Genomic DNA, 24,375 nt, shown 5'->3' with positions numbered 1-24,375 from the left:
TTACTTTTTTGAAATTGTGACGAACTTCGTGCCGCGCACACGCGCGGTGACAATGCAGGGGTCACCTTCGGTGCGGTCGCAGAAACGCGGATGCATCTTCATTGCCAGCACCATGTTGCCGAAGCGCTGGACGAAGTCGTAGCCGTAGATCTGCGCCGTCGCGATCATGAAATAGCCGCCTTCAGCCACCTGCAGATAGAAATTATAGGTGCAGCCGTCGTCGTTGCATTGCGGCCCCTTCTGCCCGTCGCAGGTCAGCTGGCCCTCGTTGACTACGGCATCGATCAGCCCGTCATTGTTGATGTCCTGCCGAGTGACGAAGCCATCGGCGAATTCGGCCGCCTTGCATTGCTCCTGGAAATGTTTCTTCTCGTAGATCTCCGGATCGGAGATCAGCGATTGCTGACCGAAGGCCACAGCCGGCATGATGACCAGCAGGAGAATATTCAGAACGGCGAGCACCAGCGTTTTCACGGCTTTCCTCTTTTGGATAAGGCTCTGCAGCCCGATGCATGTCGCCCACAAAGTGTGCAGCGGTTCTTGGTCAACGACATGCATCAATAAAGACATTATCTTTATGGCCCCACCGCCTTGCGCCGCCCTTGCCGCCGTGGTTTTTGGTGAAATATTCCGCCGTTCCGGGGTTCGCATGTCCTTGCTCGTCTATCTCGATTACGCCGGCATCGCGCTGTTTGCCGCGACGGGCGCGCTCGCCGCCTCGCGCAAGCAGCTGGACCTGATCGGTTTTCTGTTTTTCGCCATGGTGACGGGAACGGGCGGCGGCACCGTGCGCGATATCGTGCTCGGCCGCGTGCCGGTCTTCTGGGTGCTGAATCCGGCCTATATCCTGGTCTGCTGCATCGTGGGCGTCGTGGTTTTCTTCACCGCCCACCTCTTGGAATCACGCTATCGCCTGCTGATCTGGCTGGATGCGATCGGCCTTGCCGCCTATTGCGTGCTCGGCGCCGCCAAGGGGCTCGCCGCCACCGGCTCACCGACCATCGCGATCGTCACCGGCACGCTGACGGCAACCTTCGGCGGCATTCTGCGTGATCTGATGGCAAACGAGCCTTCGGTGCTGCTCAGGCCGGAGATTTACGTGACCGCGGCCCTTATTGGCGCCGGCGTGTTCACGCTCGCCAATGGGCTGGGAATGCCGCTCTATCTGGCGTCTGCCTGCGGTGTCGTGGCGGCCTTTGCGGTGCGCGGCGGCGCTCTGTGGTTCGGCTGGACTTTTCCGACCTACAGGCACAAGCCCGGCCGGCACCCTGACGATGTCATGTAACGCGGGCGTCAGCCCTGCTTCGCCCGCAGCCGGATTACCACGTCGACATGGGCGATCTCCATGCCTTCAGGCGGCTCTGGCAGATTGGCGATCGTCAGGTTGCTGACCGGAATGTCGAGCACCTCGTTCTCGCCTTCGACGAAGAAATGGTGGTGGTCAGAAACATTGGTGTCGAAATAGGTCTTGGCGCTCTCGACGGCGAGAACGCGGATGAGGCCGGCTTCGGTGAACTGATGCAGCGTGTTGTAGACGGTTGCCAGTGACACCGGCACGCCGGCGGCAACGGCCTCCTCATGCAGTTCCTCGACCGTCAAGTGCCGGTCGCCCTTGGCAAAGAGCAGGTCGCCGAGCGCGACGCGCTGGCGGGTAGGCCGCAGGCCTGCGCCGCGCAGCCTGACCTCAATGGCGATCGGGAGTGCACCCGTCATCAAAACCAACTCCGATTATTCCTGCATAATTCAATCATGTTTCTTCAAGCGGTATAACTTTTGCACAGGAGCCTTTCAATAGTTCAATGGGGACAAGAGCCTGATAAACGCCGCCAAAACCGGCTTTTAACGCAAATAGGTCTGGTCGCAGCCCTGGCCTTCCTGTATGCGACCACCAAATAATAGCGCAAGCTTGGTCCGGGACCATGGATGAAGCCGCCTTGCTCGTGCTTCATTTTCTGAAGAACTTGGACTACACGTTCACATCCATGGGCTCACGCGGGAGGGAAAAGAAACTTTATGACGACCAGACAGTCCAGCTTCTCGTACGACGAACTCATCGCCTGCGCACATGGCGAGCTGTTCGGACCCGGCAATGCGCAGCTTCCGCTGCCGCCCATGCTGATGGTTCACCGCATCACCGACATTTCCGAAACGGGCGGGACCTTCGACAAAGGGTATCTCAGGGCCGAATACGACGTACGCCCCGACGATTGGTATTTTCCCTGCCATTTCGAAGGCAATCCGATCATGCCGGGCTGCCTCGGCCTTGACGGCATGTGGCAGCTGACCGGCTTCTTCCTGGGCTGGCTCGGCGAGGAAGGCCGCGGCATGGCGCTGTCGACAGGCGAAGTGAAGTTCAAGGGCATGGTCCGTCCGCACACGAAGCTGATCGAATATGGCATCGACTTCAAGCGCGTCATGCGCGGCCGCCTGGTCCTCGGTACGGCCGATGGCTGGTTGAAGGCGGACGGCGAAACCATATATCAGGCGGCCGATCTTCGTGTCGGTCTCTCAAAAGACAAGACGGCCTGAACCGCATCTTGAGCGGCTCACGAAACAAAAAAAGGTTTGATCAGATGAGACGGGTAGTTGTCACGGGTCTGGGTATCGTGTCCTCGATCGGAAACGACGCCGCCGAAGTCACCGAATCCTTGCGGCAGGCAAAGTCGGGTATCTCCTTCTCCAGCGATTTCGCAGAACACGGCTTCAAGTGCCAGGTTTGGGGCAGCCCCGCGCTCGGCGCTGCGGACCTTGCCGAACTGGTCGATCGCCGCGCCATGCGCTTCCTGTCGCAGGGCGGCGCCTGGAACCATGTCGCCATGAAACAGGCACTTGCCGATTCCGGGCTGGAAGAGAAGGACTACGCTCAGAACGAGCGCACCGGCATTATCATGGGCTCTGGCGGCCCATCCACCCGCACACTGATCGAGGCGGCCGACATCACCGTCAAGAACAACAGCCCGAAGCGCATCGGCCCCTTCGCCGTGCCGAAGGCGATGTCCTCGACCGCATCTGCGACACTTGCCACCTGGTTCAAGATCCACGGCGTCAATTACTCGATCTCGTCAGCCTGCTCGACATCAGCGCATTGCATCGGCAACGCCGCCGAGATGATCCAGTGGGGCAAGCAGGACGTGATGTTTGCCGGCGGCCACGAAGATCTCGACTGGACGATGTCCAACCTCTTCGATGCCATGGGCGCCATGTCCTCCAAGTACAACGATACGCCGGACAGCGCCTCGCGCGCCTATGACGTCAACCGCGACGGATTCGTCATCGCCGGCGGCGCCGGCGTGCTGGTGCTCGAGGAGCTGGAGCGCGCCAAGGCCCGCGGTGCGAAGATCTATGCCGAAATCGTCGGCTACGGCGCAACCTCGGACGGTTACGACATGGTCGCCCCCTCGGGCGAGGGCGCCATCCGCTGCATGCGCCAGGCGCTTGCATCAGTCAAAGGCGACGTCGACTACGTCAACACTCACGGCACCTCGACGCCGGTCGGCGACAGCAAGGAAATCGGCGCCATCCGTGAAGTGTTCGGCGCCAAGATCCCGCATATTCAGTCGACCAAGTCGCTGACCGGCCATTCGCTGGGTGCGGCCGGCGTGCAGGAATCGATCTATTCCCTGCTGATGATGCAGCACGGCTTCATCGGCGAAAGCGCCCACATCACCGAGCTCGATCCCGAATTCGAAGGCGTGCCGATCGTGCGCAAGCGTATCGACGATGCGAAGATCGATATCGCCCTCTCCAACTCCTTCGGCTTCGGCGGGACGAACGCCACGCTCGTCTTCCAGCGCTATAACGGATAATAAAATGACTGGAATCATGCAGGGTAAACGCGGCCTCATCATGGGCGTCGCAAACAACCACTCGATCGCCTGGGGAATTTCAAAAGCTCTTGCCGCACAGGGTGCGGAACTCGCCTTCACCTATCAGGGCGATGCGCTGGGCAAGCGCGTCAAGCCGCTTGCCGCCGAAGTCGGCTCCGATTTCGTGGTGCCCTGCGACGTCGAGGACATCGCCTCGGTCGACGCTTTGGTCGACGCGATCGAACAGCGCTGGGGCAAGCTGGATTTCATTGTCCACGCGATCGGTTTTTCCGACAAGAACGAGCTGAAGGGTCTCTACGCCGACACGACGCGCGAGAATTTCAGCCGCACCATGGTCATTTCCTGTTTCTCTTTCACCGAGATCGCCAAGCGCTGCGCGCCGTTAATGGAAGACGGCGGCGCGATGCTGACGCTGACCTATAACGGCTCGACGCGGGTCATCCCGAATTACAATGTCATGGGGGTCGCCAAGGCAGCGCTCGAAGCTTCGGTGCGTTATCTTGCCGCCGATTACGGCCCCCGCGGCATCCGCGTCAACGCTATATCGGCCGGCCCGATCCGCACGCTCGCCGGTGCCGGCATCTCAGATGCGCGCGCGATCCTCTCCTGGAACCAGCGTAACGCGCCGCTGCGCAAGACCGTCACCATCGACCAGGTCGGCAATTCGGCTCTCTACCTGCTTTCTGACCTTTCCGCCGGCGTCACCGGGGAAATCCACTTCGTCGACGCCGGTTTCAACGTTACCTCCATGCCGACGCTAGACACGCTGCGCAGGGCCGACGTCGAGTAGACACTCCTTTGATGTGAAACGTAAAGGCCGTGCGCAGATGATGCGCACGGCCTTTTTCTATCGATGGAATGCCCGGTAGCGAGGCAGGCTAAACTCTATTTCTTCGCCCACAGCACCTTGAAGCGGGCGTTGCGGCAGGTTTCGCCGCTTTCCCTGAAATTCGCCGCCAGAACCGGCTCGTAGGGCAGGCCGCGATTGGCGACCAGCATCAGACGGCCGCCGCCGCGTAGCGCAGATGCGGCGGTTTTGATCATTGCCTGGCCGAGCGCCGGCTCGGCTGCGTGGCCCTCATGGAAGGGCGGGTTCATGATGACGAGATCGTATTTGTCCTTGACCGGCTCGCCCGCCAGATCGTGCCAGAAGAAGCGCGCAGGCGCGTTCGGGCAGTTCTCCGCCAGATTGTCCCTAGCAGCCTCCAGAGCCGCGTGATCGGCCTCGTAGAGGTCGAGGCGGGTCAGTCCGCGCGACCTCTGTGCCAACTCGACGGAGAGATAACCCCATCCGGCGCCGAAATCCGCCACATCGCCGGTAAAATCCTGCGGCAGGCGCGAGGCGAGCAGTTCCGACCCGGCATCGACCCGGTCATGTGAGAACATGCCGGCGGTGGCATTGAAACGGCCGTCGACGCGTACCGGCGCCTTTGCCAGCTTGGAGACGATCTCGTCGGCGTCGGCAGGGCGGCCGAACCAGAAGGCGACACCGTGATATTTCGGCATATGGTCGATGGCGAGGCCGAAACCTTCGAGGCGCTTGCGCAGCGGCTGGATGCCGTCTTCCTTGGCGCCGGCAACGACGATCAGGCCGCCGGCCCGCGTGCGAGCGATGGCGGCGGCAAGATTGGCCTCGTTCTCGCCCTTGTGCTTCGTGCAGAGCACCAAGGCAGCATCGTAGTCCTCGCCCTCGATCTCAGGCTTTGCTTCGATCCGCTGCGCCTGAAGCTGCCGGTAGAGCGGCCGGAAGCCCTGGACGGCGCTCAGCGTGGCGGCAAAACCTTCCGGCAGCGCAAAGCCTGCCTCGGCACCGAGGAAGAGCACGCGCTCGGCCTCGCCGGGCGCCGCGACCGTGCCGCTGGCAAAGGGATGGAACAGGGTCTTCAGCGTCTCGCGGCTCATGGGTCTCGTCTCGTTAAAGCATGTCGCGCAAAAGTGTCGAGCGGTTTCAAGGCCACGACATGCGCAAAACCAGGATGCAAAAAGGGCGCGGAAGATTCCCGCGCCCGGAGTGAAATCTGGGAGACGCGGCTTATTCGGCCGCTTCTTCCTTCTTCTTCTCGTTCGCGATCTCCTGGCCGGTGGCCTGGTCGACGACCTTCATCGACAGGCGAACCTTGCCGCGTTCGTCGAAGCCGAGCAGCTTGACCCAGACCTTGTCGCCTTCCTTGACGACGTCCTGCGTCTTGGCAACGCGCTCGGACGCCAGCTGCGAGATGTGGACGAGGCCGTCACGGGCGCCGAAGAAGTTGACGAAGGCGCCAAAGTCGGCGGTCTTGACAACAGTGCCTTCGTAGATCTGACCGATTTCAGGCTCGGCGACGATCGAGTGGATCCACTTGCGGGCCGCTTCGATCTCCTTGCCTGAGGAGGAGGCGATCTTGACGGTGCCGTCGTCCTCGATGTTGATCTTGGCGCCGGTCTTTTCGACGATTTCGCGGATGACCTTGCCGCCGGAGCCGATGACTTCGCGGATCTTGTCGACCGGGATGTTCATGACTTCGATGCGCGGAGCGAATTCGCCGAGCTGGCCGCGGCTTTCGGTAATGGCCTTCGCCATTTCGCCGAGAATGTGGGCACGACCGCCCTGGGCCTGGCCAAGGGCGACCTTCATGATCTCTTCGGTGATGCCGGCGATCTTGATGTCCATCTGCAGCGAGGTGATGCCGTCGGCAGTACCTGCAACCTTGAAGTCCATGTCGCCGAGGTGGTCTTCGTCACCGAGAATGTCGGAGAGGACGGCGAAGCGATCGCCTTCCAGGATCAGGCCCATGGCGATACCGGCAACCGGCTTTGCCAGCGGAACGCCTGCATCCATCAGGGCGAGCGAGGTGCCGCAGACGGTCGCCATCGAGGACGAGCCGTTCGACTCGGTGATCTCGGAGACGACGCGCAACGTGTAGGGGAACTGCTCAGGCGTCGGCAGCATCGGACGGATGGCGCGCCATGCGAGCTTGCCGTGGCCGATTTCGCGGCGGCCCGGGGAGCCCATGCGGCCGGTTTCGCCAACCGAGTAGGGAGGGAAGTTGTAATGGAGCAGGAAGCGCTCCTTGTACATGCCCGTCAGGCTGTCGACATACTGTTCGTCTTCGCCGGTGCCGAGCGTGGCAACCACGATGGCCTGCGTTTCACCGCGGGTGAACAGTGCCGAACCATGGGTGCGCGGCAGAAGGCCGACTTCCGATACGATCGGACGAACGGTTTCGAGGTCGCGGCCGTCGATGCGGCTCTTGGTGTCGAGGATGTTCCAGCGGACGATTTTCGCCTGCAGGTGCTTGAAGATCGCGCCGACTTCTTCGGCCGTGTACTTGGCTTCGCCTTCCTCGGGCAGGAAGTGTGCCTTCACCTTGGCCTTGACGGCGTCGACGGCGGCGTAGCGGTCAGCCTTCTGAGTGATCTTGTAGGCTTGGCGAAGTTCAGCTTCGGCAAGGCCGAGCATCTCGGTTTCGAGAGCGGAATAGTCTTCCGGCTGGAAGTCGCGCGGCTCCTTGGCGGCCACTTCGGCGAGCTTGATGATCGCGTCAAGAACCGGCTGGAAGCCCTTATGGCCGAACATGACGGCGCCGAGCATGACTTCTTCGTTGAGTTCCTTGGCTTCGGATTCAACCATCAGCACGGCGTCGTAGGTGCCGGCGACGACGAGATCGAGGCTCGATTCGTCCATCTCGTCGAGATGCGGGTTGAGAACGTATTCGCCGTTGATGTAGCCGACACGCGCACCGCCCACCGGGCCCATGAAGGGAACGCCGGAGAGCGTCAGCGCTGCCGAGGTCGCGACCATGGACAGGATGTCCGGGTTGTTCTCGAGGTCATGCTGGATGACGGTAACGACGACCTGCGTGTCGTTCTTGTAACCTTCCGGGAAGAGCGGGCGGATCGGGCGGTCGATCAGGCGGGAGACGAGGGTCTCGTTCTCGCTAGGGCGCCCTTCGCGCTTGAAATAGCCGCCGGGGATCTTGCCGGCTGCGTAGGTCTTTTCCTGGTAGTTGACGGTGAGCGGAAAGAAGTCCTGGCCGGGCTTCGGCGCCTTGGCCGAGACGACGGTGGCGAGAACGACGGTTTCGCCGTAGGTGGCAAGAACGGCGCCGTCGGCCTGACGGGCGATCTTGCCGGTTTCGAGCTTCAGCGGGCGGCCGGCCCACTCGATTTCGACTGTGTGTGTATCAAACATGATTTGTCCTTCAATGCGGGAGCACGCGCCATCGCCGATACCAGGGCGCAGCGCACAGTCGACCGCAAATAATGTGACGTATCACGGGCAAGACAACGGGAGGCTTTTCATCCTCGGTTCCTCGACAAATCCGAGATCCCTTAGAAAACCAGGCCAAAGCTTTGAAGAAGCCTTGGCCGAAAGCATCCGGCAATCCTGCCCCATGACAGGTCAACGGTTGGTTTGGCAGAACCGGCCCATCCGGGTCCGCCGATCTTTCCACCGCTTGCAGATAGGGCGCGGCTGGAACATTTCATCGGGAACCGTGTCCCCAAACAGGATCCGGCGGGCGCTCGGAAAGCGCCCGCCGGGCAATCTTAGCGGCGGATACCCAGGCTGGAGATCAGCTTGGAATAGCGGCCTTCATCCTTCTTCTTGAGATAATCAAGAAGCGAGCGGCGGCTCGAAACCATCGTCAACAGGCCACGGCGGGAATGGTTATCCTTCTTGTGGTCCTTGAAGTGTTCGGTCAGGTTGTTGATGCGTTCGGTCAGGATCGCGACCTGGACTTCCGGAGAACCGGTATCGCCTTCGGCGGTTGCGTATTCCTTGATCAGCGCAGACTTGCGCTCAGCAGTGATCGACATCGGGTGATCCTTTCTAAGAGAGGAGATAAAGGTCGCCAAAAGCCGGGATGCCGTCCAGCTTTGGCCGTGAATGCGAGCAGGCGAACCTGACGCTGGCGCTGCCTATAAACCAATTAAGCAGCGATGGAAAGAGGGGAGCGCCCGCGGCGGTTTTCAGCGGCCCGCCATCGCCTCCCGGATCATCGCATCGTAACCCGCGGGATCCTGCAGCATGGCGAAATGGCTGGCCTCTTTCAGGATCACCAGCTTTGCGCCCGGAATTTCTTTCGCCATCATCTCGTTATGGTCGAGCTTCACGGCTTCGTCGTGATCGCCGATGGCGAGCGTGACCGGCACCGTGATCTTTCCGAGATCCGCTGCCGTCCAGGCCGGCTGTGTCGCCCACATCTCGGAGATCTGGGTGACGAAGGCGTCGTACTCGTTCGGCGTCGGCGACAGCTTCCGGTACTGTTCGCCGGCGACGTTGATATAGTCGTTGAAGGTCTTGTTGCTCATGACGTCAGGCTTGACGCCGTCGGTCGTGACGTTGGCGGCCTGGGCAATGACGCGCGTCAGCTTTTCCGGATGGTTCATCGCCATGTCGATGCCGATGATGCCGCCGTCCGACCATCCCACCAGGGTCACCTTGCCGATCTTCAGATGGTCGAGAAGGGCTGCATAATCCGATGTCATCAGGTCGTAGCCGAAGGGCTTTTGGCTGCGCGTCGAGCGCCCATGCCCGCGGCTGTCGGCAACGATGACCAGGTGGTCTTTGGCGAATTCGGCGATCTGGTGACCCCAGACATCGGCATTGCCAAGCCCGCCATGGATGAAGAGCATCGGCTCGCCTTCACCATATTCGGCGTAATACATCTTGATGTCGTTCACCTCAGCCATGCCGCTGGTCTTCGGCACGGGCATCGCCGGAAAAGCCGGCAGCTCGGCCCAGCGCTCGCCGGATTGAGCGCCGGTAACGGTGAGAAACATCGAAAAGAACGTCAGCATGCGGATCGCGGTTGCGCGCATCATCATCCCCCTTGCCGGGCCGCAACGGCCCCTCGGGCGGCCATCGCCCGAAAGGAAGATATCGCATCGCTACCGCCTGACAATCGTCAGCTGCATAGGTTCAGGCAAAAACCCGCTTCGGGCGAAACTCGCCCTGGCCGATCTCACCGATCGCGATCAGCCTGCCGCGGGCCGTCGCATAGGCTTCGCTTTCGGCAATCGGCGCATCGCGGCCGCGCACGAGGATCGGGTTGCCCATCTTCAGCCTGTGCGCCTGGTCGTCGTTGATGACGAGGTGAGGCAGGGCCGATAGCGCCTCGCAGGTGTCGATCAGCAGCGCGTCGAGGGCGGCAAGCCGCTCGTCCATGTCCTCGATCGCTTCCAGCGCCACGAGGTCCGCGAGCGGCACCATCGCTTCTTCCGCGAAGGGCGCCACGAAAGTGCGCCGCAGCCCGGACACATGGCCGTAACAGCCGAGCTCGCGGCCGAAATCGCGGGCAAGCGCCCTGACATAGGTGCCCTTGCCGCATTCCACTTCGAAATGCGCGCTATTCGCATCCGGGCAGGCGAGCAGGGTCAGCCGGAAGATATCGACTTCACGCGAGGGGATTTCGACGGTTTCGCCTTCACGCGCCAGATCATAGGCGCGTTCACCCGATATCTTGATGGCGGAAAACTGCGGCGGCACCTGGCTGATGGTGCCGATGTAGCCGGGCAGGATATCGCGGATCTGTTGTTCGCTGGGACGGTTGTCCGAGCTTGCGGTCACCTCGCCTTCGAGATCGTCCGTTGCCCGCTCTTCGCCCCAGCTGACCGTGAATTCATAGATCTTGCGGCCGTCCATCACATAGGGAACGGTCTTCGTCGCATCGCCGAGCGCGATCGGCAGCATGCCGGAGGCGAGCGGATCGAGCGTGCCGGCATGACCGGCCTTCTGCGCCTTGTAGAGCCACTTGATCTTGGAAACGGCTTCCGTCGAGCCGAAATCCACCGGCTTGTCGAGGATCAGCCAGCCGGAAATCGGCCGGCCTTTGGGTTTGCGTGGTTTGGACATGCGTCTCTTCTGTTTATTGTTCGTCGTTATCGCCGTCGAGGTCGCGGCGCACCTCGGGCGAACGCAGCAGCTCGTCGATTTTCTTGTAGTTGTCGAAGCTGGTATCGTCGCGGAAGCGCACTTCCGGCATGTATTTCATCTGCCGAAGCTGCTGCCCGAGCCTGCCGCGGATATACTTCGCATGACGGTTCAGCGCCTCGATGACCACGCTGTGGTCGGAAACGCCGAGCGGCGTCACATAGGCGGTGGCGATCTTCAGGTCGGGCGACATGCGCACTTCCGAGATCGAGATCACCGTCGCTTCGATGACATCGTCGCGCACTTCGCCGCGCTGCAGTACCTGGGTAATCGCGGCGCGGACCTGTTCGCCAACGCGCAGCATGCGCTGCGAAGGCGCGGAAGAAGTTGCTCTGGTCATTGTTATCTCTATTTGCCGATGCGGCTGGGAATCGAACCCGTCAAAGGAGAGCGTCAATGACTCCTTTGGCCGAAAAGGTCAAGCCGGCGGATGCCCGAAAGCCATCCGCCGGCTGGCGAATGGCTTTCGGAAAGCTGATGCTGCGCCTAAAGCGCGGCGGTTTAGAGCGTGCGCGTGATATGTTCGACGCGGAAGCACTCGATGACGTCGCCGGCGCGCATATCCTCGTAATTTTCGAAGGCCATGCCGCATTCCTGGCCCATCGGTACTTCGGAGACTTCGTCCTTGAAGCGCTTGAGGGTCTTGAGCTTGCCTTCGTGAACGACGACGTCGTTGCGGATGAGGCGGACGCCCGCACCGCGTTCGACCTTGCCTTCGACAACACGGCAGCCTGCGACCTTACCGACCTTGGTGATGTTGAACACCTCGAGGATTTCGGCATTGCCGATGAAGGTTTCGCGCCGTTCCGGAGAGAGCAGGCCCGACATCGCTGCCTTCACGTCATCCACCAGGTCGTAGATGATGTTGTAGTAGCGGATTTCGATGCCTTCGCGCTCGGCGAACTGGCGTGCCTGCGTATTGGCGCGAACGTTGAAGCCAATGATGGCCGCGTTCGACGCTTCGGCGAGCGAGATATCCGACTCGGTGATGCCGCCGGCGCCCGAATGGACGATGCGGGCGCGGACCTCATCGGTGCCGAGCTTTTCCAGTGCGCCGGCAATCGCTTCGATCGAGCCCTGCACGTCACCCTTGATAACCAGCGGGAACTCCTTGATGCCGGCGCTTTGGCGCTGCATCATCATCTGTTCCAGCGAACCGCGCTGTCCCGACTGGCGGGCAGCAGCCTTGTCGCGGGCCAGACGCTGACGATATTCGGAGATCTCGCGGGCGCGGCTTTCGCTTTCGACGACGGCGAACTTGTCGCCCGCCTGCGGCGTGCCGGAAAGACCGAGAACCTCGACCGGAGTCGCGGGACCCGCTTCCTTCACATGGTCACCCTTGTCGGTGACGAGGGCGCGCACGCGGCCCCAGACGTCGCCGGCGACGATGATCTGGCCCGGACGCAGCGTGCCCTTCTGGACGAGCACGGTCGCGACCGAACCGCGGCCACGATCGAGCTGGGCTTCGATGACGGTGCCTTCGGCAGTCCGGTTCGGGTTGGCCTTGAGATCGAGAATTTCCGCCTGCAGCAAGATCGCCTCAAGCAGCTTGTCGAGGTTCTTGCCGGTTTTGGCCGAAACTTCGACGTCGAGCACTTCACCGCCCATAGATTCCACGAAGACTTCGTGCTGCAGCAACTGGTTGCGGACCTTCTGCGGATCGGCCTCGTGCTTGTCGACCTTGTTGATCGCAACGATGATCGGAACACCGGCCGCCTTGGCGTGGTTGATCGATTCGATCGTCTGCGGCATGACGCTGTCGTCGGCTGCAACGACCAGGATCGCGATGTCCGTCGCCTGGGCGCCGCGAGCACGCATGGCCGTAAAGGCGGCGTGGCCGGGAGTGTCGATGAAGGTGATCTTCTGACCGCTCTGCTCCACCTGATAGGCGCCGATATGCTGCGTGATGCCGCCGGCTTCGCCGGAGACCACGTTGGCATGGCGGATGGCGTCGAGCAGCGAGGTCTTGCCGTGGTCGACATGGCCCATGATGGTGACGACGGGCGGGCGCGAAACCAGTTCGCCATCCTCGTCGGAGACGTTGAAGATGCCGAGTTCGACGTCGGATTCCGACACGCGTCGGACCGTATGGCCGAATTCGCTGGCGATGAGTTCGGCAAGGTCGGCGTCGATGACGTCGCCCGGCTTCATCATCTGGCCTTCCTTCATCAGGTACTTGATGACGTCGACGGCGCGTTCGGACATACGCTGCGACAGTTCCTGAATGGTAATCGTCTCTGGCAGAACCACCTCGCGGGAGATCTTCTCGCGGGTTTCCTGCATCTGGCCGCGACGGAATTTCTCCTGCCGGCGGCGCATGGCCGAGAGCGAACGGCCGCGGGCATTATCCTCGCCGTCGACGTTGGCAGTGGAGATCGTCAGCTTGCCGCGACGGCGCTCTTCATCCGTCTTCGGACGTGTCGTGACCGGCTTTGCCGGTTCCGGACGAACGACGCGGCCACGAACCGGGCCGCCTCGCGCGGCACCCCGATCGTCGTCTTCCTTTTCGTCGCGGCGGCCGCGAACGGCGCCGGGGGCGACAGCACCCGCTGCCGGACGGGCAGCAGTTGCTGCTCCAGCCGCATCGGGCCGGCGCGCGGCAGGTGCCGAGGATGCCGGTTGCTGTGGCTGCGGGGCGTCGGCTGGAGCCGCTACTGCGGCTGCCGGTTCAGCAACTGGAGCGGGCGCTTCAGCCTGCCGGATAGCTTCTTCGGCGGCCCTGCGGGCAGCTTCTTCGGCTTCGGCTGCCTTGCGGATCACCTCTTCGGCGGCCCTGCGCTTTTCTTCCTCGGCGCGGCGGATCGCATCCTGGGCGTCACGCGCTTGGGCGTCGGCAAGCGCCCGGCGGCGAGCGTCCATTTCCTCAGGCGACAGATGGTTAAGCACCACCGGCCGCGGACGGTCGTTCTGGCGCGGCGCCTGGTGGGACTGCTGCGGACGCTGGTTCGTCTGGCTGTTGTTGCCCTGCTGTATCCGCGGTGCCGGCGTCGGCTGCTGCGGGCGTGCCTGCACCGGCGCGGGCGCCGGTTCGGCTGCACGCACGGGAGCCACCGGAGCGACAGGTGTGATCGGCTTTTCGTCTTCCGGGCGCATCGGGCGCCGCTTGCGGGTCTCGACGACGACCGCCTTGGTGCGACCTCGACCCATATCCTGGCGAACGGTGCCCTGGCTCATCCCCGATGGTTTCAGGGTAAGCGTCTTTTTGCCCGTCACGCTGATTGTCTTGTCGTCGTTACTATCGGTCATTCGTTCCCGTTCCTTCGGACAGGGAGCGATGACTAGATCAGACCCTGTCGTTCAATACTTGTCGATCAATGAGAATGCGACCGGCCCATGCCGGTGACCGCCTCATTGTTTTTGCCGGCCAGCGCCGCCCGCTGCCCGGGACTGACCGCCAATACGGTACTGTTCGAGCATCTTTGCGCGCTTCACTACACCCTCACCCGCCTGCCCTGCAAGCACTGCGGCATGGATAAAAGCATTCTGGCCCATCAGGCCTTCCATTTCGCTCTCCGAGAAGAGACGGAAGGAAGGTATCTCCTCCTCGGTCTCCATTCCGAGGTGCCAGGCCTTGCGGGCCTGGTCGATTTTCCGGACGCCGTCATCCGCTGCATCAGTCGCATGGAACACCGCAAGGGCAGCCCCGCTCCTGACCGCGGCATCCACTTTCGAGGACCCGCTGACGAACTGGCCGGCTTTCCGCGCCATGTTCATCATCTGCATCAATTGCGCCGCAAGCAGCCGGTCGACGCCTGCGCCGAGATCGTCTGCCGCCTTCACGTCCATTTTCAGCGCGCGGGCGAAGAGTTTCTTCGCCACTGCCCTGTCGACCAGCGACCGGTCGATCTTCACCCAGCATCCGCGTCCCGGAAGCTCGCGCTTCAGATCGGCGACAACGGTTCCATCGGGAGCGGCAACGAAGCGGATCAGCTCTTCCGGCGATCCGCTTTCGCGCGTCACGATGCACATGCGTCCGTTCACGTCATAACCTGCAAGATCGTCGTCCTCGTCAGGGAGAGCGTCCGGCTCATGCGCGGTCATCATGCTTCTTGTTCGGCTTCGGCGACCTCTTCTTCGGTCCCCTTCGCCAGGTCTTCTTCGGTAATCCAGCCAGCCGACAGGCGGGCCTGGACGATCATCTGCTCGGCTTCGACGCGCGAGACGTCGAACTTCGAGAACAGGCCTTCGAATTTCTTCGTTTCGCCGTTCTTGCGTTCCGTCCAGCCGACGAGATCGTCGGCGGCACAGCCGGCAAAATCCTCGATCGTCTTGATGCCGTCTTCGCCGAGCGCCACCATCATCTGGGCGGTCATGCCGTCGATTTCGCGCAGCTCGTCCTGAACGCCGAGCGCCTTGCGCTTCTCGTCCATCTCGGCTTCGAGGCGCTCGAGGAACTCCCGGGCGCGCTGCTGGATTTCCTGCGCAGTCTCTTCGTCGAAACCGTCGATCGAGGAGATTTCGTCCAGATCGACATAAGCCAGTTCTTCGACCGCGGCAAAGCCCTCGGAGGCCAGAACCTGGCCGACCATTTCGTCGACGTCGAGCGAATCCATGAACAGGTTGGTGCGCTCGTTGAATTCCTTCTGGCGGCGTTCCGATTCCTCGGCCTCCGTCATGATGTCGATGTCCCAGCCGGTCAGCTGCGAAGCGAGGCGGACGTTCTGGCCGCGGCGGCCGATCGCAAGCGACAGCTGCTCGTCGGGAACGACGACTTCGATGCGCTCGGCATCCTCGTCGAGAACAACCTTGGCGACTTCGGCCGGCTGCAGGGCGTTGACGACGAAGGTCGCTGGGTCCTGGCTCCACGGAATGATGTCGATCTTCTCGCCCTGAAGCTCGCCGACGACGGCCTGAACGCGCGAACCGCGCATACCGACGCAGGCGCCGACCGGATCGATCGAACTGTCGTTCGAGATCACGGCGATCTTGGCGCGCGAGCCCGGATCGCGGGCAACCGACTTCACCTGGATGATGCCGTCGTAGATCTCAGGCACTTCCATGGTGAACAGCTTCACCATGAACTGCGGATGCGTGCGCGACAGGAAGATCTGCGGGCCGCGCTGTTCGCGACGGACATCGTAGACATAGGCGCGGACGCGATCGCCATAACGGACGTTTTCGCGCGGGATCATTTCGTCGCGGCGGATGATGCCTTCGCCGCGGCCGAGATCGACGATGACGTTGCCGTATTCGACGCGCTTGACCGTGCCGTTGACGATTTCGCCGACGCGATCCTTGAATTCGTCGAACTGGCGGTCGCGCTCGGCTTCACGCACCTTCTGCACGATCACCTGCTTGGCGGATTGTGCGGCGATGCGGCCGAAATCCATCGGCGGCAGCGGATCGGCGATGAAATCGCCGAGTGCGGCATCCGGGTTGCGGTCGCGGGCAAGCTCCAGCGGGATCTGCGTCGAATAATCCTCGGCCTTGTCGACGACTTCGAGCAGGCGCTGCAAACGGATTTCGCCGGTCTTCGGATTGATGTCGGCCCTGATGTTGGAACTCGGTGCCGTAACGGGAGCGTGCCGCCTTCTGGATGGCGTCGGCCATTGCGGCCAGCACGATCTCGCGGTCGATGACCTTTTCGCGCGCCACTGCATCTGCGATCTGCAGAAGTTCGAGCCGGTTCGCACTGACTGCCATTGTCTTGTTTCTCCGTCTTAACCCCGGGGTTCCCGTCCCTGGAGCGGTCTGTTGATCGGTTATTCCTGGTCGTCCGCTTCGTTCTGGTTGGCGGCCTGGGCTTTCGCCAGCTTGTCGGCGCGCAACGCATCGCGGATCAGGTCGTCGGTCAGAATGAGCTTCGCATCGCTAAGCGCCGTGAAGGGAATGGTGACCTTTTGCTCTTCCCCGTAAGCGACCTGGTCACGCTCGAGCGTGAAACCATCTACGCCTGCTTCGACGATCTTGCCGCGGAAGCGCTTGCGATTGTCGATCAGGATCGACGTCTCGCATTTCACAAGGTGGCCCTGCCAGCGGACGAAATCGGATTTCCGAACCATCGGACGGTCGATGCCGGGCGAAGACACTTCGAGATGATACTCTTTATCGATCGGATCTTCCACATCGAGGACGGGAGAAATCGCCATCGAGATTTCTTCGCAGTCCTGGACCGTCATCGTCCCGTCGTTGCGCTCGGCCATGACCTGCATCGTCGCGCCGTTCTGGTTCATCATACGGACGCGGATCAGCCGAAAGCCCAGGCCGACGAGGACGGGTTCGATGATATCGGCAAGACGCTGGTCAAGCCCGGTTTCGGTAATCAGCCGCGGCTCAAGTTCGTTGTCTGCGTTTGTCATGTCCGACAAGCGATGCGCTCCTCGCAATTTCATGCTGTTTAGGGATCGCGCTAATAAAAAAGAGCGGGTCCTTGCGGCCCACTCTTCATCAAGCGATCAAGAATTTGAGAGCCATATAGTCGGGTTTTTCCGAAATTGCAAGGTCTGCGACCGATTCGGCCAATTCGCTTACGGTGGGGTGACGAGACCTATGGCCAGCGCCGGTCTTGCGAATATATTGCCGTGGGGCGCAACAACAAAAGCGGAGAAATCGTGGCCTACACTTCGTCGACATTGGCGCCTTTGCGGCACGATACCTACCGCACCATCTGGTTCGCCAGCCTGTCCTCGAATTTCGGCGGACTGATCCAGGCGGTCGGTGCCGCCTGGATGATGACGACGATCACCGCCTCGGAGGACATGGTCGCGCTGGTGCAGACCTCGACGGCGCTGCCGATCATGCTGTTTTCGCTGATTTCCGGTGCGCTCGCCGACAATTATGATCGCCGCCGGGTGATGCTGACGGCGCAGTGCCTGATGCTGACGGTCTCGGCGCTGCTGACGGTCACGGCCCTTCTCGGCTGGATCACCCCCTGGCTGCTGCTGTTCTTCACCTTCCTGATCGGCTGCGGCACCGCGCTCAACAACCCATCCTGGCAGGCCTCGGTCGGCGACATGGTGCCGCGCGCCGATCTGCCGGGCGCCGTCACGCTGAACAGCATGGGTTTCAACATTACCCGCAGCGTCGGCCCGGCCATCGGCGGCGTCATCGTCGCCGCAGCCGGCGCGGCGGCGGCCTTCGCGGTGAACACCGTGAGCTACCTCGCTTTGATCTATGCCCTGCTGCGCTGGCGCCCGAGCACGCCGGTCTCGACCCTGCCGCGCGAGGCGCTCGGCAGCGCCATCTTCGCCGGCCTGCGTTATGTCTCGATGTCGCCCAATCTCGAAAAGGTTCTCCTCCGGGGCCTGCTCTTCGGCATCGGCGCCAGCTCGATCCTGGCGCTGCTGCCGGTTGTCGCACTCGATCTCGTCGGCGGCGGCCCGCTGACCTATGGTTTCATGCTCGGCGCCTTCGGCATCGGCGCGATCGGCGGCGCGGTGCTGAACGCGCGGCTGCGCCAGATGCTGTCGAGCGAGATGATCATCCGCCTGGCCTTTACAGGCTTCGCGCTGAGCGCCGTCATTGCCGCCTTCAGCCCAAGCGCGGTGCTCACCTCGGCCGGGCTGCTCGTCTCCGGCGCCTGCTGGGTCTCCGCCCTGTCGCTCTTCAACACCATCGTCCAGCTGTCGACGCCGCGCTGGGTGGTGGGTCGCGCCCTGTCGCTCTACCAGACCGTCACCTTCGGCGGCATCGCCGGCGGCAGCTGGCTCTGGGGTGTTGCCGCCGATCGCTATGGCGTCGCCGATGCGCTGCTGATGTCATCGGTCGTCATGCTGCTCGGCATCGTCATCGGCCTGCGTTTTTCCATGCCGGCCTTCGCCTCGCTCAATCTCGATCCGTTGAATCGCTTCACCGAGCCGGCTCTCAGTCTCGACATCACCCCGCGCAGCGGCCCGATCGTCATCCAGGTCGATTACGAGATCGGAGATGACGACCTTGCCGAATTCATGCAGCTGATGGGCGAGCGCCGCCGTATCCGCATCCGCGACGGCGCCCGCAACTGGGCGCTGATGCGCGATCTCGAAAATCCCGGGCTCTGGACGGAAACCTACCATACGCCGACCTGGGTCGAATATGTAAGACACAACCAGCGGCGCACGCAGGCCGATGCCGAAAACACCGACAGGCTTCGTGCGCTTCATCGCGGCGAAGGTCCGTTGCATGTCCACCGCATGATCGAACGCCAGGCCATTCCACCGGATACCGACGTCTTCCACAAGGCGCCGATCGACCTGCATCATTGAGGACAGCCATGTATCAATTCAGGCTCGCCCGCCAGTCCGATCTCGTCGCCATCGTCCGGCTTCTGGCCGACGACGATCTCGGCAGCGCCAGGGAAATCACCTCTGATCCCGTCGATGCGCGCTACCTCTCGGCCTTCGCGGCGATCGAGTCGGATGCCAATCAGCTCTTGGCCGTCGCCATCGATCCTTCCGATCGGGTCGTCGGCTGCCTGCAGCTGAGCTTCATTCCCGGCCTGTCGAGGACGGGCATGTGGCGCGGCCAGATCGAAAGCGTGCGTGTCGCAAGGGATGTTCGCGGCTCGGGCCTCGGCTCCGCGTTCGTCGAATGGGCGGTCGGCCAATGCGCCGCGCGCGGCTGCAGCTTGGTTCAGCTGACGTCGGACAAGACGCGAGCGGATTCGATCCGCTTCTACGAGAGGCTCGGTTTCGTGGCGAGCCACGAAGGGCTGAAGCGCAGTCTCTGAACAACTACTTCAGCTTGCTCTTCATCGTCGCCTCGGGAAAGCAGGTCGGTGCCATGCCGTTCTTCGCCTGCCACTGGCCGATCGAACGCCGGGTCTTGTAACCAGGCAGACCGTCGGAGCCCCCGACATCGTAGCCCTGGCGCTCCAGCGCCTTCTGCATGGCGGCGACATCGGAGCGCAGCATCTTGCCAACATCGCCCCATCGACCCTCAAAGGCACCGGCATTAGAGCCGATCCGGTCGGCGAGATTGCCGATATAGAGCGCGTAGAGATCGGAATTGTTATATTCCTTGATGATGTAGAAATTCGGGGTGACGATGAACTCAGGCCCATCGCGGCCCGCCGGAACCAGCATCATGCCCTCGGCCTTCATCTCGCTTGAGGGGAAATCCTTGCCGGAGATGCGGTCGATGCCGAGCGAGGCCCAGTGCGACAGCGGTTTTGAGAGATCCGGCCCTTCCTGCGCACAGGAGACCGCCTCCGGTATCGACACCTCGAAACCCCAGTCGTGGTCGCGCTGCCAGCCCTTCTTGACCAGGAAATTGGCGATCGAGGCGAGCGTATCCGGCACTGAGGTCCAGATATTGCGATGGCCGTCGCCGTCGAAATCGACGGCATATTTCAGGTAGCTCGTCGGCATGAATTGCGGCTGCCCGAGCGCGCCGGCCCACGAACCCTTGAAACCGGCCGGCGTCACGTCACCGCCGTCGAGAATATGCAGCGCCGCCACCAGCTCGGTGCGGAACATCTCCTTGCGCGTCGACATGAAGGCCTTGGTCGCCAGCACCTCGATCGCCGAATTCGGGATCTTCGCGGCGCCGAAGCCGGTCTCCCGGCCCCAGATGGCCAGCACGATCGGCCCCGGCACGCCATAGGTCTTCTCGATCCGCTTCAGCGTCGAGCCATATTGCGCGGCAAAGCCGCGGCCGGTTGCGGCAAGCCTCTTCAGATGGTCCTCGTTGAAATAGGGACCGGGCGAGGAAAATTCCGCCTGCGTCTGCTTCTGCTGCTTCGGCGGAGGGAAACCGGGCGGCGCGAGATCGGGCAGGTTCCAGTTCAGGGTGATACCGGAGAAGGCGGCCTTGAAGCTCTTCTCGGAAATCCCGTTCGCCTTCGCCTCCGGCCAGAGGTCCTTCTGCACCCACGTCTCGAACTGCGCCTCGACATCGGCTTTTGAAGGGGCTGCGTGGGCGCAGAGGGGGAGGAGGGCGGTTGTTATCGCGAGGGCGAATATCCGCGGCAAATGAAACCGTCTCATATTACCGTCCGTGCCCGAAGTGCTGCGGCAAGAGTGCCCTCGTCGAGATAGTCGAGCTCGCCGCCGACCGGCACCCCGTGCGCCAGGCGGGTGATCTTCACGTTAAGCCCCTGCAGCTGGTCGGTGATGTAATGCGCCGTCGTCTGTCCCTCAACGGTGGCGTTGACCGCGATGATCAGCTCCCGGATGCCGCCTTCGCCGATCCGGTCGATCAGGCCGCGAATATTCAGATCGTCGGGACCGATCCCGTCGAGCGGCGAAAGCGTGCCGCCGAGCACGTGATAGGCGGCGTTCATCGCGCCCGCCCGCTCCAGCGCCCAGAGGTCGGAGACGTCCTCGACGACGATGATGATCGATTGATCGCGCTGCGTGTCGGTGCAGACGGTGCAGGGATCGACGGTATCGACATTGCCGCAGCGCGAGCAGATCTTCACCTTGTCGTAAGCTTCGCCCATCGCATTCGACAGGGGCCCCAGCAGCTGGTCCTTCTTCTTGATCAGATGTAGTGCCGCCCGGCGCGCCGAGCGCGGCCCGAGGCCCGGCACCTTCGCCAAAAGCTGGATGAGTTTTTCGATTTCGGGGCCGGTGACTCGTTTTGCCATGCGCCGTTCTTAGCTGATATGCAACGAAAACGGAATCGCGGAAGGATCGGCCGTCCCATGAAAATCCTGGCGCTGTGCATCGGCAATCCGGAAAGGCTGGCCGGCAAGAGCTACAAGACCGGCATCTTCAAACACGCGGTCAACGGCGCGGTGATGATCGATGCCGAGGGGCTGGTCGGTGATGCCATCTGCAACCGCAAACACCATGGCGGCGTCGATCAGGCTGTTTATATCGAGGGATCGCTGACGCTCGACTGGTGGAGCGGCGAGCTTGGCCGGCCATACGAGGCTGGCACTTTCGGCGAAAACATGGTGATCTCAGGTCTCGACAATCGCGACGTTTCCGTCGGCGATCGCTTCATATCAGGCGATCTCGTCCTCGAAGTCAGCGCATGCCGCATCCCCTGCGCCACCTTCGCCGCCAGGATGAACGATCCGAAATTTGCCAAGCGCTATACCGCAGCCGCCCGCCCCGGCATCTATTGCCGGGTTGTCGCGGGTGGCGTGGCCGAAGCCGGGACGCCGGTGGAATATCAGCCTTTTCCCGGAAAAAAGGTGACGATGCCGGAACTGATGGAAACCTTCGGCCGGCGGCTTTCGGAGACGGACCGGGCGCGATATCTCGCTGCTCCTATTCATTACAAGCTGCGGGCAATGCTGGAAGCGCAGCGCTAGGAACAATTTGTCACCCTCGGATCGCGAGGGCGATGATCGCATCGTCCATCCGGGCAGCGATGCAATAAATTAAGTTGCCTGCTATCAGAATGGCAGCTTGAACCCGGGCGGGATCGGCAGGCCGGCGGTCAGCGCCTTGGTCTTTTCGGCGGCGAGCGCCTCGGCCTTGTCCTTGGCGTCCTTGTGGGCGGCGACGATCAGGTCCTCGAGGATCTCGACATCGTCTTCCTTGAACAGCGACGGGTCGATCTTCAGGCTCTTCAGCTCGCCCTTGCCGGAGATGATGACGGTAACGAGGCCGCCGCCCGCCTTACCTTCGGCCGTGAGCTCGGCGATCTCCGCCTGCATCTGCTCCATCTTGGCCTGCATTTCCTTGACTTTGCCCATCATGCCCATGATGTCGCGCATCGTCTCGCTCCTTCTTGAAATCAGAATTCTATGTCGTCGCCGGGCAGGATATCACCGTCTTCCGATTCGGCGGCGGCAGGCGGCGTCGCCTCATCCGCTTCTTCCTCGGGGGTCGGCGCCCTGACGCGCACGTCGATGATCTTGGCGCCCGGAAACTGCGTCAGGATGGCCGCGACATCGGGGTCCTGGCGGGCATCGCTGACGCGCTGTTGCTGAGCCTTGGCTTCCGCCTCGACCATCGTCGGCCCGCCTTCTTCGCGGCTGGTGCTGACGATCCAGTGGATGCCCGTCCATTCCTTCAGCTTGACGGCAAGCTCGTTCAGCAGTGTGCCGGGTGCGCCTTCGGTCAAGTTCACATCGAGGCGGCCGGGTTCGATGCGGACGGGCCGCACGAAGTTACGCACCAGCGCCTTCAGCTTGACGTCCCGCTTTTCGGCGGCGAGATCGACGATATCGCTGACCGAATTGACCGGAACGAGCGGCTTCGGTGTCTCGGCCGGTATCGTCTCGATCCGCCCGACAGGCATCGTCTCCGGCTGGCTGCTCGGCACGGCGCGCAGCATCGCCACCGGCGCGGACGCCTGCGGCTTGCCAGGTGCGATGTCCGGCGCGCGTGCGACGCTGCTTTGATCGGGAACGCGCGTGCCGCTGCCGCCGCCGTTGCCGGAAGGCGGGGAGGAGGGCCGCGGGCCGGCATTGTCGCCGGAAAATTCGGCAAGCCGCCGCGCTGCATCCTCGGGCGCCGGCAGATGCGCCGCATGCGCGAGCCGGATCAGCACCATTTCGGCCGCACCCGCCGTCCGCGACGAGCCTTCCGTTTCGGGAATGCCTTTCAGCAGCATCTGCCAGATGCGCGACAGCGTCGTGACCGCGACGCCCTTGGCGAATTCGGCGGCCTTGGTACGCTCGACCTCGCTGAGCGAGGGGTCGTTTGCCGCATCCGGCACATATTTTAGCCGCGTCACCAGATGGGTGAAATCGGCAAGATCGGTCAGCACCACCACCGGATTGGCGCCGGCCTCGTACTGGCTCTGGAATTCACCGAGGGCTGCGGCGACGTCGCCCTTGACGACATGCTGGAAGAGGTCGACGATCCGGGCGCGGTCGGCAAGGCCGAGCATTCCGCGCACGGCTTCCGCCTGCACCGCACCCGCGCCATGGGCGATCGCTTGGTCGAGCAGCGACAGCCCGTCGCGCGCCGAGCCTTCGGCGGCACGTGCGATCATCGCCAGCGCGTCCGGTTCGGCCTCGATGCCTTCCTTGGCGGCGATTGTCGAAAACAACCCGACGAGATCCGACGCGCTGATGCGGCGCAGGTCGAAACGCTGGCAGCGCGACAGCACGGTGATCGGCACCTTGCGGATTTCCGTGGTGGCGAAGATGAACTTCACATGCTCCGGCGGCTCTTCCAGCGTCTTCAACAAGCCGTTGAAGGCCTGCGTCGACAGCATGTGCACTTCGTCGATGATATAGACCTTGTAGCGCGCCGAAACTGGCCGGTAGCGCACCTGCTCGATGATCTCTCTTATATCGTCGATGCCGGTATGGGAGGCGGCGTCCATCTCGATCACGTCGACATGCCGGCCTTCCATGATCGCCTGGCAGTGTTCGCCGGGCGTGCGAAGGTCGATCGTCGGCTTGTCGACATCGGATGTCTTGTAATTCAGCGCCCGCGCCAGGATGCGCGCCGTCGTCGTTTTGCCGACGCCGCGCACGCCGGTCAGCATGTAGGCCTGGGCAATGCGGCCGGTTTCGAAGGCGTTGGTCAGGGTGCGGACCATCGGCTCCTGGCCGACCATCAGGTCCGTGAAATCCTTGGGGCGGTATTTGCGAGCCAGCACCCGGTATCCGGTGCCCGTCGAGGCGGCATCTTTTGATTGTCGCTCGGTGTCGCTCATCGCCCTGCTTGTCGCCCGGATCGTTGGGCACTTCGTGGAGAGAAGGTGGGAGGCTGGCACGATGACCCGTGCCGGGCTCGTTAGGGCTGCTTCCTTCCGGACCTGACCCGGTTGGCGAGTGGCTCGTCCACCACCAACCTCCCGGAT

The 24,375-nt window shown here is 62.5% G+C and carries 22 protein-coding genes, 1 other RNA gene and 1 pseudogene; 7 read left to right on the top strand and 17 right to left on the bottom strand.

Features of this window, described 5'->3' with window-relative positions:
* Positions 1 to 474: a hypothetical protein gene (locus MF410_RS18735; RefSeq protein ID WP_097628482.1), complete on the bottom strand. Its 474-nt coding sequence runs from the start codon at positions 472 to 474 to the stop codon at positions 1 to 3.
* 175 nt (positions 475 to 649) lie between these two features.
* Between MF410_RS18735 and MF410_RS18730 the strand changes: the two genes are divergently transcribed.
* Entirely contained in the window at positions 650 to 1,285 is a 636-nt protein-coding gene (locus MF410_RS18730; protein WP_003583389.1) for a trimeric intracellular cation channel family protein, read from the top strand.
* Between the two features lie 8 nt (positions 1,286 to 1,293).
* Here MF410_RS18730 and irrA read toward each other — a convergent pair whose 3' ends face one another.
* The gene (gene irrA, locus MF410_RS18725; RefSeq protein WP_003555773.1) at positions 1,294 to 1,713 is read right to left on the bottom strand and encodes an iron response transcriptional regulator IrrA; all 420 of its coding nucleotides are present in this window, start codon (positions 1,711 to 1,713) and stop codon (positions 1,294 to 1,296) included.
* A 300-nt stretch (positions 1,714 to 2,013) separates the two neighbouring features.
* Here irrA and fabA point away from each other — a divergent pair, with 300 nt between their 5' ends.
* The 3 genes from fabA to fabI are packed head-to-tail and all read left to right on the top strand — an operon-like array spanning position 2,014 to position 4,617.
* Entirely contained in the window at positions 2,014 to 2,529 is a 516-nt protein-coding gene (fabA, locus tag MF410_RS18720) for a 3-hydroxyacyl-[acyl-carrier-protein] dehydratase FabA (protein ID WP_003589358.1), read from the top strand.
* A 44-nt stretch (positions 2,530 to 2,573) separates the two neighbouring features.
* Positions 2,574 to 3,806 carry a beta-ketoacyl-ACP synthase I gene (gene fabB / locus MF410_RS18715; protein WP_097628412.1) on the top strand — a complete coding sequence of 411 codons (1,233 nt, stop codon included), beginning with the start codon at positions 2,574 to 2,576 and terminating at the stop codon, positions 3,804 to 3,806.
* Between the two features lie 4 nt (positions 3,807 to 3,810).
* The gene (gene fabI, locus MF410_RS18710) at positions 3,811 to 4,617 is read left to right on the top strand and encodes an enoyl-ACP reductase FabI (RefSeq protein ID WP_097628411.1); all 807 of its coding nucleotides are present in this window, start codon (positions 3,811 to 3,813) and stop codon (positions 4,615 to 4,617) included.
* 95 nt (positions 4,618 to 4,712) lie between these two features.
* Here fabI and MF410_RS18705 read toward each other — a convergent pair whose 3' ends face one another.
* The 10 genes and pseudogenes from MF410_RS18705 to rimP all read right to left on the bottom strand — a co-directional run bounded on the left by MF410_RS18705 (position 4,713) and on the right by rimP (position 17,048).
* Positions 4,713 to 5,729, bottom strand: a complete 1,017-nt coding sequence (locus MF410_RS18705; RefSeq protein WP_097628410.1) for a class I SAM-dependent methyltransferase — start codon at positions 5,727 to 5,729, stop codon at positions 4,713 to 4,715.
* Between the two features lie 130 nt (positions 5,730 to 5,859).
* Positions 5,860 to 7,998 (bottom strand): polyribonucleotide nucleotidyltransferase, encoded by a 2,139-nt coding sequence (gene pnp, locus MF410_RS18700; protein ID WP_097628409.1) that lies wholly within the window; start codon positions 7,996 to 7,998, stop codon positions 5,860 to 5,862.
* Between the two features lie 356 nt (positions 7,999 to 8,354).
* A complete protein-coding gene (gene rpsO, locus MF410_RS18695) occupies positions 8,355 to 8,624 on the bottom strand; it encodes a 30S ribosomal protein S15 (protein WP_025417456.1) in 270 nt (89 codons plus the stop codon).
* Between the two features lie 153 nt (positions 8,625 to 8,777).
* The gene (locus MF410_RS18690; protein WP_097628481.1) at positions 8,778 to 9,629 is read right to left on the bottom strand and encodes an alpha/beta hydrolase; all 852 of its coding nucleotides are present in this window, start codon (positions 9,627 to 9,629) and stop codon (positions 8,778 to 8,780) included.
* Positions 9,630 to 9,729: 100 nt separating this feature from the next.
* Entirely contained in the window at positions 9,730 to 10,662 is a 933-nt protein-coding gene (truB, locus tag MF410_RS18685) for a tRNA pseudouridine(55) synthase TruB (protein ID WP_097628408.1), read from the bottom strand.
* Positions 10,663 to 10,675: 13 nt separating this feature from the next.
* Positions 10,676 to 11,080, bottom strand: coding sequence for a 30S ribosome-binding factor RbfA (gene rbfA, locus MF410_RS18680; RefSeq protein ID WP_097628407.1), 405 nt, complete (start codon positions 11,078 to 11,080; stop codon positions 10,676 to 10,678).
* Positions 11,081 to 11,241: 161 nt separating this feature from the next.
* Positions 11,242 to 13,986: a translation initiation factor IF-2 gene (gene infB / locus MF410_RS18675; protein ID WP_097628406.1), complete on the bottom strand. Its 2,745-nt coding sequence runs from the start codon at positions 13,984 to 13,986 to the stop codon at positions 11,242 to 11,244.
* Between the two features lie 102 nt (positions 13,987 to 14,088).
* A complete protein-coding gene (locus MF410_RS18670) occupies positions 14,089 to 14,784 on the bottom strand; it encodes an RNA-binding protein (RefSeq protein ID WP_179867163.1) in 696 nt (231 codons plus the stop codon).
* Positions 14,781 to 16,383, bottom strand: a pseudogene (nusA, locus tag MF410_RS18665) (transcription termination factor NusA). The gene MF410_RS18670 and the pseudogene nusA overlap by 4 nt, the downstream one beginning before the upstream one ends.
* A gap of 59 nt (positions 16,384 to 16,442) precedes the next feature.
* Positions 16,443 to 17,048, bottom strand: coding sequence for a ribosome maturation factor RimP (gene rimP, locus MF410_RS18660; RefSeq protein ID WP_097628404.1), 606 nt, complete (start codon positions 17,046 to 17,048; stop codon positions 16,443 to 16,445).
* Positions 17,049 to 17,291: 243 nt separating this feature from the next.
* Here rimP and MF410_RS18655 point away from each other — a divergent pair, with 243 nt between their 5' ends.
* Both MF410_RS18655 and MF410_RS18650 read left to right on the top strand, forming a co-directional pair.
* Entirely contained in the window at positions 17,292 to 18,923 is a 1,632-nt protein-coding gene (locus tag MF410_RS18655; protein ID WP_239619946.1) for an MFS transporter, read from the top strand.
* Positions 18,924 to 18,931: 8 nt separating this feature from the next.
* The gene (locus MF410_RS18650; protein ID WP_097628402.1) at positions 18,932 to 19,387 is read left to right on the top strand and encodes a GNAT family N-acetyltransferase; all 456 of its coding nucleotides are present in this window, start codon (positions 18,932 to 18,934) and stop codon (positions 19,385 to 19,387) included.
* Between the two features lie 4 nt (positions 19,388 to 19,391).
* Here the strand turns inward: MF410_RS18650 and MF410_RS18645 are convergent, their stop codons facing one another.
* Both MF410_RS18645 and recR read right to left on the bottom strand, forming a co-directional pair.
* Positions 19,392 to 20,645, bottom strand: coding sequence for a lytic murein transglycosylase (locus MF410_RS18645; RefSeq protein ID WP_097628401.1), 1,254 nt, complete (start codon positions 20,643 to 20,645; stop codon positions 19,392 to 19,394).
* A complete protein-coding gene (gene recR / locus MF410_RS18640) occupies positions 20,642 to 21,247 on the bottom strand; it encodes a recombination mediator RecR (protein ID WP_012559493.1) in 606 nt (201 codons plus the stop codon). The genes MF410_RS18645 and recR overlap by 4 nt, the downstream gene beginning before the upstream one ends.
* Positions 21,248 to 21,304: 57 nt before the next feature.
* Here recR and MF410_RS18635 point away from each other — a divergent pair, with 57 nt between their 5' ends.
* A complete protein-coding gene (locus MF410_RS18635) occupies positions 21,305 to 21,922 on the top strand; it encodes an MOSC domain-containing protein (RefSeq protein WP_179867162.1) in 618 nt (205 codons plus the stop codon).
* Positions 21,923 to 22,006: 84 nt separating this feature from the next.
* Here the strand turns inward: MF410_RS18635 and MF410_RS18630 are convergent, their stop codons facing one another.
* The 3 genes from MF410_RS18630 to ffs form a co-directional block, all read right to left on the bottom strand.
* Positions 22,007 to 22,330 (bottom strand): YbaB/EbfC family nucleoid-associated protein, encoded by a 324-nt coding sequence (locus tag MF410_RS18630; RefSeq protein ID WP_003571208.1) that lies wholly within the window; start codon positions 22,328 to 22,330, stop codon positions 22,007 to 22,009.
* Positions 22,331 to 22,350: 20 nt separating this feature from the next.
* Complete coding sequence (locus MF410_RS18625; RefSeq protein WP_239619944.1) at positions 22,351 to 24,228, bottom strand: DNA polymerase III subunit gamma/tau; 1,878 nt, start codon at positions 24,226 to 24,228, stop codon at positions 22,351 to 22,353.
* A 45-nt stretch (positions 24,229 to 24,273) separates the two neighbouring features.
* Positions 24,274 to 24,370, bottom strand: an RNA gene (gene ffs / locus MF410_RS18620) — signal recognition particle sRNA small type.
* Between the last annotated feature and the right edge of the window lie 5 nt (positions 24,371 to 24,375).

This window comes from Rhizobium sp. C104, assembly GCF_022354505.1.
Taxonomy (GTDB): domain Bacteria; phylum Pseudomonadota; class Alphaproteobacteria; order Rhizobiales; family Rhizobiaceae; genus Rhizobium; species Rhizobium redzepovicii.
This window is presented reverse-complemented; position numbering and strand designations above follow the sequence as displayed.

Excerpts from the sequence above, each read along its gene's own strand:
- MF410_RS18730 (WP_003583389.1), top strand. The coding sequence starts at position 650 with ATGTCCTTGCTCGTCTATCTCGATTACGCCGGCATCGCGCTGTTTGCC.
- irrA (WP_003555773.1), bottom strand. The coding sequence starts at position 1,713 with ATGACGGGTGCACTCCCGATCGCCATTGAGGTCAGGCTGCGCGGCGCA.
- fabA (WP_003589358.1), top strand. The coding sequence starts at position 2,014 with ATGACGACCAGACAGTCCAGCTTCTCGTACGACGAACTCATCGCCTGC.
- fabB (WP_097628412.1), top strand. The coding sequence starts at position 2,574 with ATGAGACGGGTAGTTGTCACGGGTCTGGGTATCGTGTCCTCGATCGGA.
- fabI (WP_097628411.1), top strand. The coding sequence starts at position 3,811 with ATGACTGGAATCATGCAGGGTAAACGCGGCCTCATCATGGGCGTCGCA.
- MF410_RS18705 (WP_097628410.1), bottom strand. The coding sequence starts at position 5,729 with ATGAGCCGCGAGACGCTGAAGACCCTGTTCCATCCCTTTGCCAGCGGC.
- pnp (WP_097628409.1), bottom strand. The coding sequence starts at position 7,998 with ATGTTTGATACACACACAGTCGAAATCGAGTGGGCCGGCCGCCCGCTG.
- rpsO (WP_025417456.1), bottom strand. The coding sequence starts at position 8,624 with ATGTCGATCACTGCTGAGCGCAAGTCTGCGCTGATCAAGGAATACGCA.
- MF410_RS18690 (WP_097628481.1), bottom strand. The coding sequence starts at position 9,629 with ATGCGCGCAACCGCGATCCGCATGCTGACGTTCTTTTCGATGTTTCTC.
- truB (WP_097628408.1), bottom strand. The coding sequence starts at position 10,662 with ATGTCCAAACCACGCAAACCCAAAGGCCGGCCGATTTCCGGCTGGCTG.
- rbfA (WP_097628407.1), bottom strand. The coding sequence starts at position 11,080 with ATGACCAGAGCAACTTCTTCCGCGCCTTCGCAGCGCATGCTGCGCGTT.
- infB (WP_097628406.1), bottom strand. The coding sequence starts at position 13,986 with ATGACCGATAGTAACGACGACAAGACAATCAGCGTGACGGGCAAAAAG.
- MF410_RS18670 (WP_179867163.1), bottom strand. The coding sequence starts at position 14,784 with ATGATGACCGCGCATGAGCCGGACGCTCTCCCTGACGAGGACGACGAT.
- MF410_RS18650 (WP_097628402.1), top strand. The coding sequence starts at position 18,932 with ATGTATCAATTCAGGCTCGCCCGCCAGTCCGATCTCGTCGCCATCGTC.
- MF410_RS18645 (WP_097628401.1), bottom strand. The coding sequence starts at position 20,645 with ATGAGACGGTTTCATTTGCCGCGGATATTCGCCCTCGCGATAACAACC.
- recR (WP_012559493.1), bottom strand. The coding sequence starts at position 21,247 with ATGGCAAAACGAGTCACCGGCCCCGAAATCGAAAAACTCATCCAGCTT.
- MF410_RS18635 (WP_179867162.1), top strand. The coding sequence starts at position 21,305 with ATGAAAATCCTGGCGCTGTGCATCGGCAATCCGGAAAGGCTGGCCGGC.
- MF410_RS18630 (WP_003571208.1), bottom strand. The coding sequence starts at position 22,330 with ATGCGCGACATCATGGGCATGATGGGCAAAGTCAAGGAAATGCAGGCC.
- MF410_RS18625 (WP_239619944.1), bottom strand. The coding sequence starts at position 24,228 with ATGAGCGACACCGAGCGACAATCAAAAGATGCCGCCTCGACGGGCACC.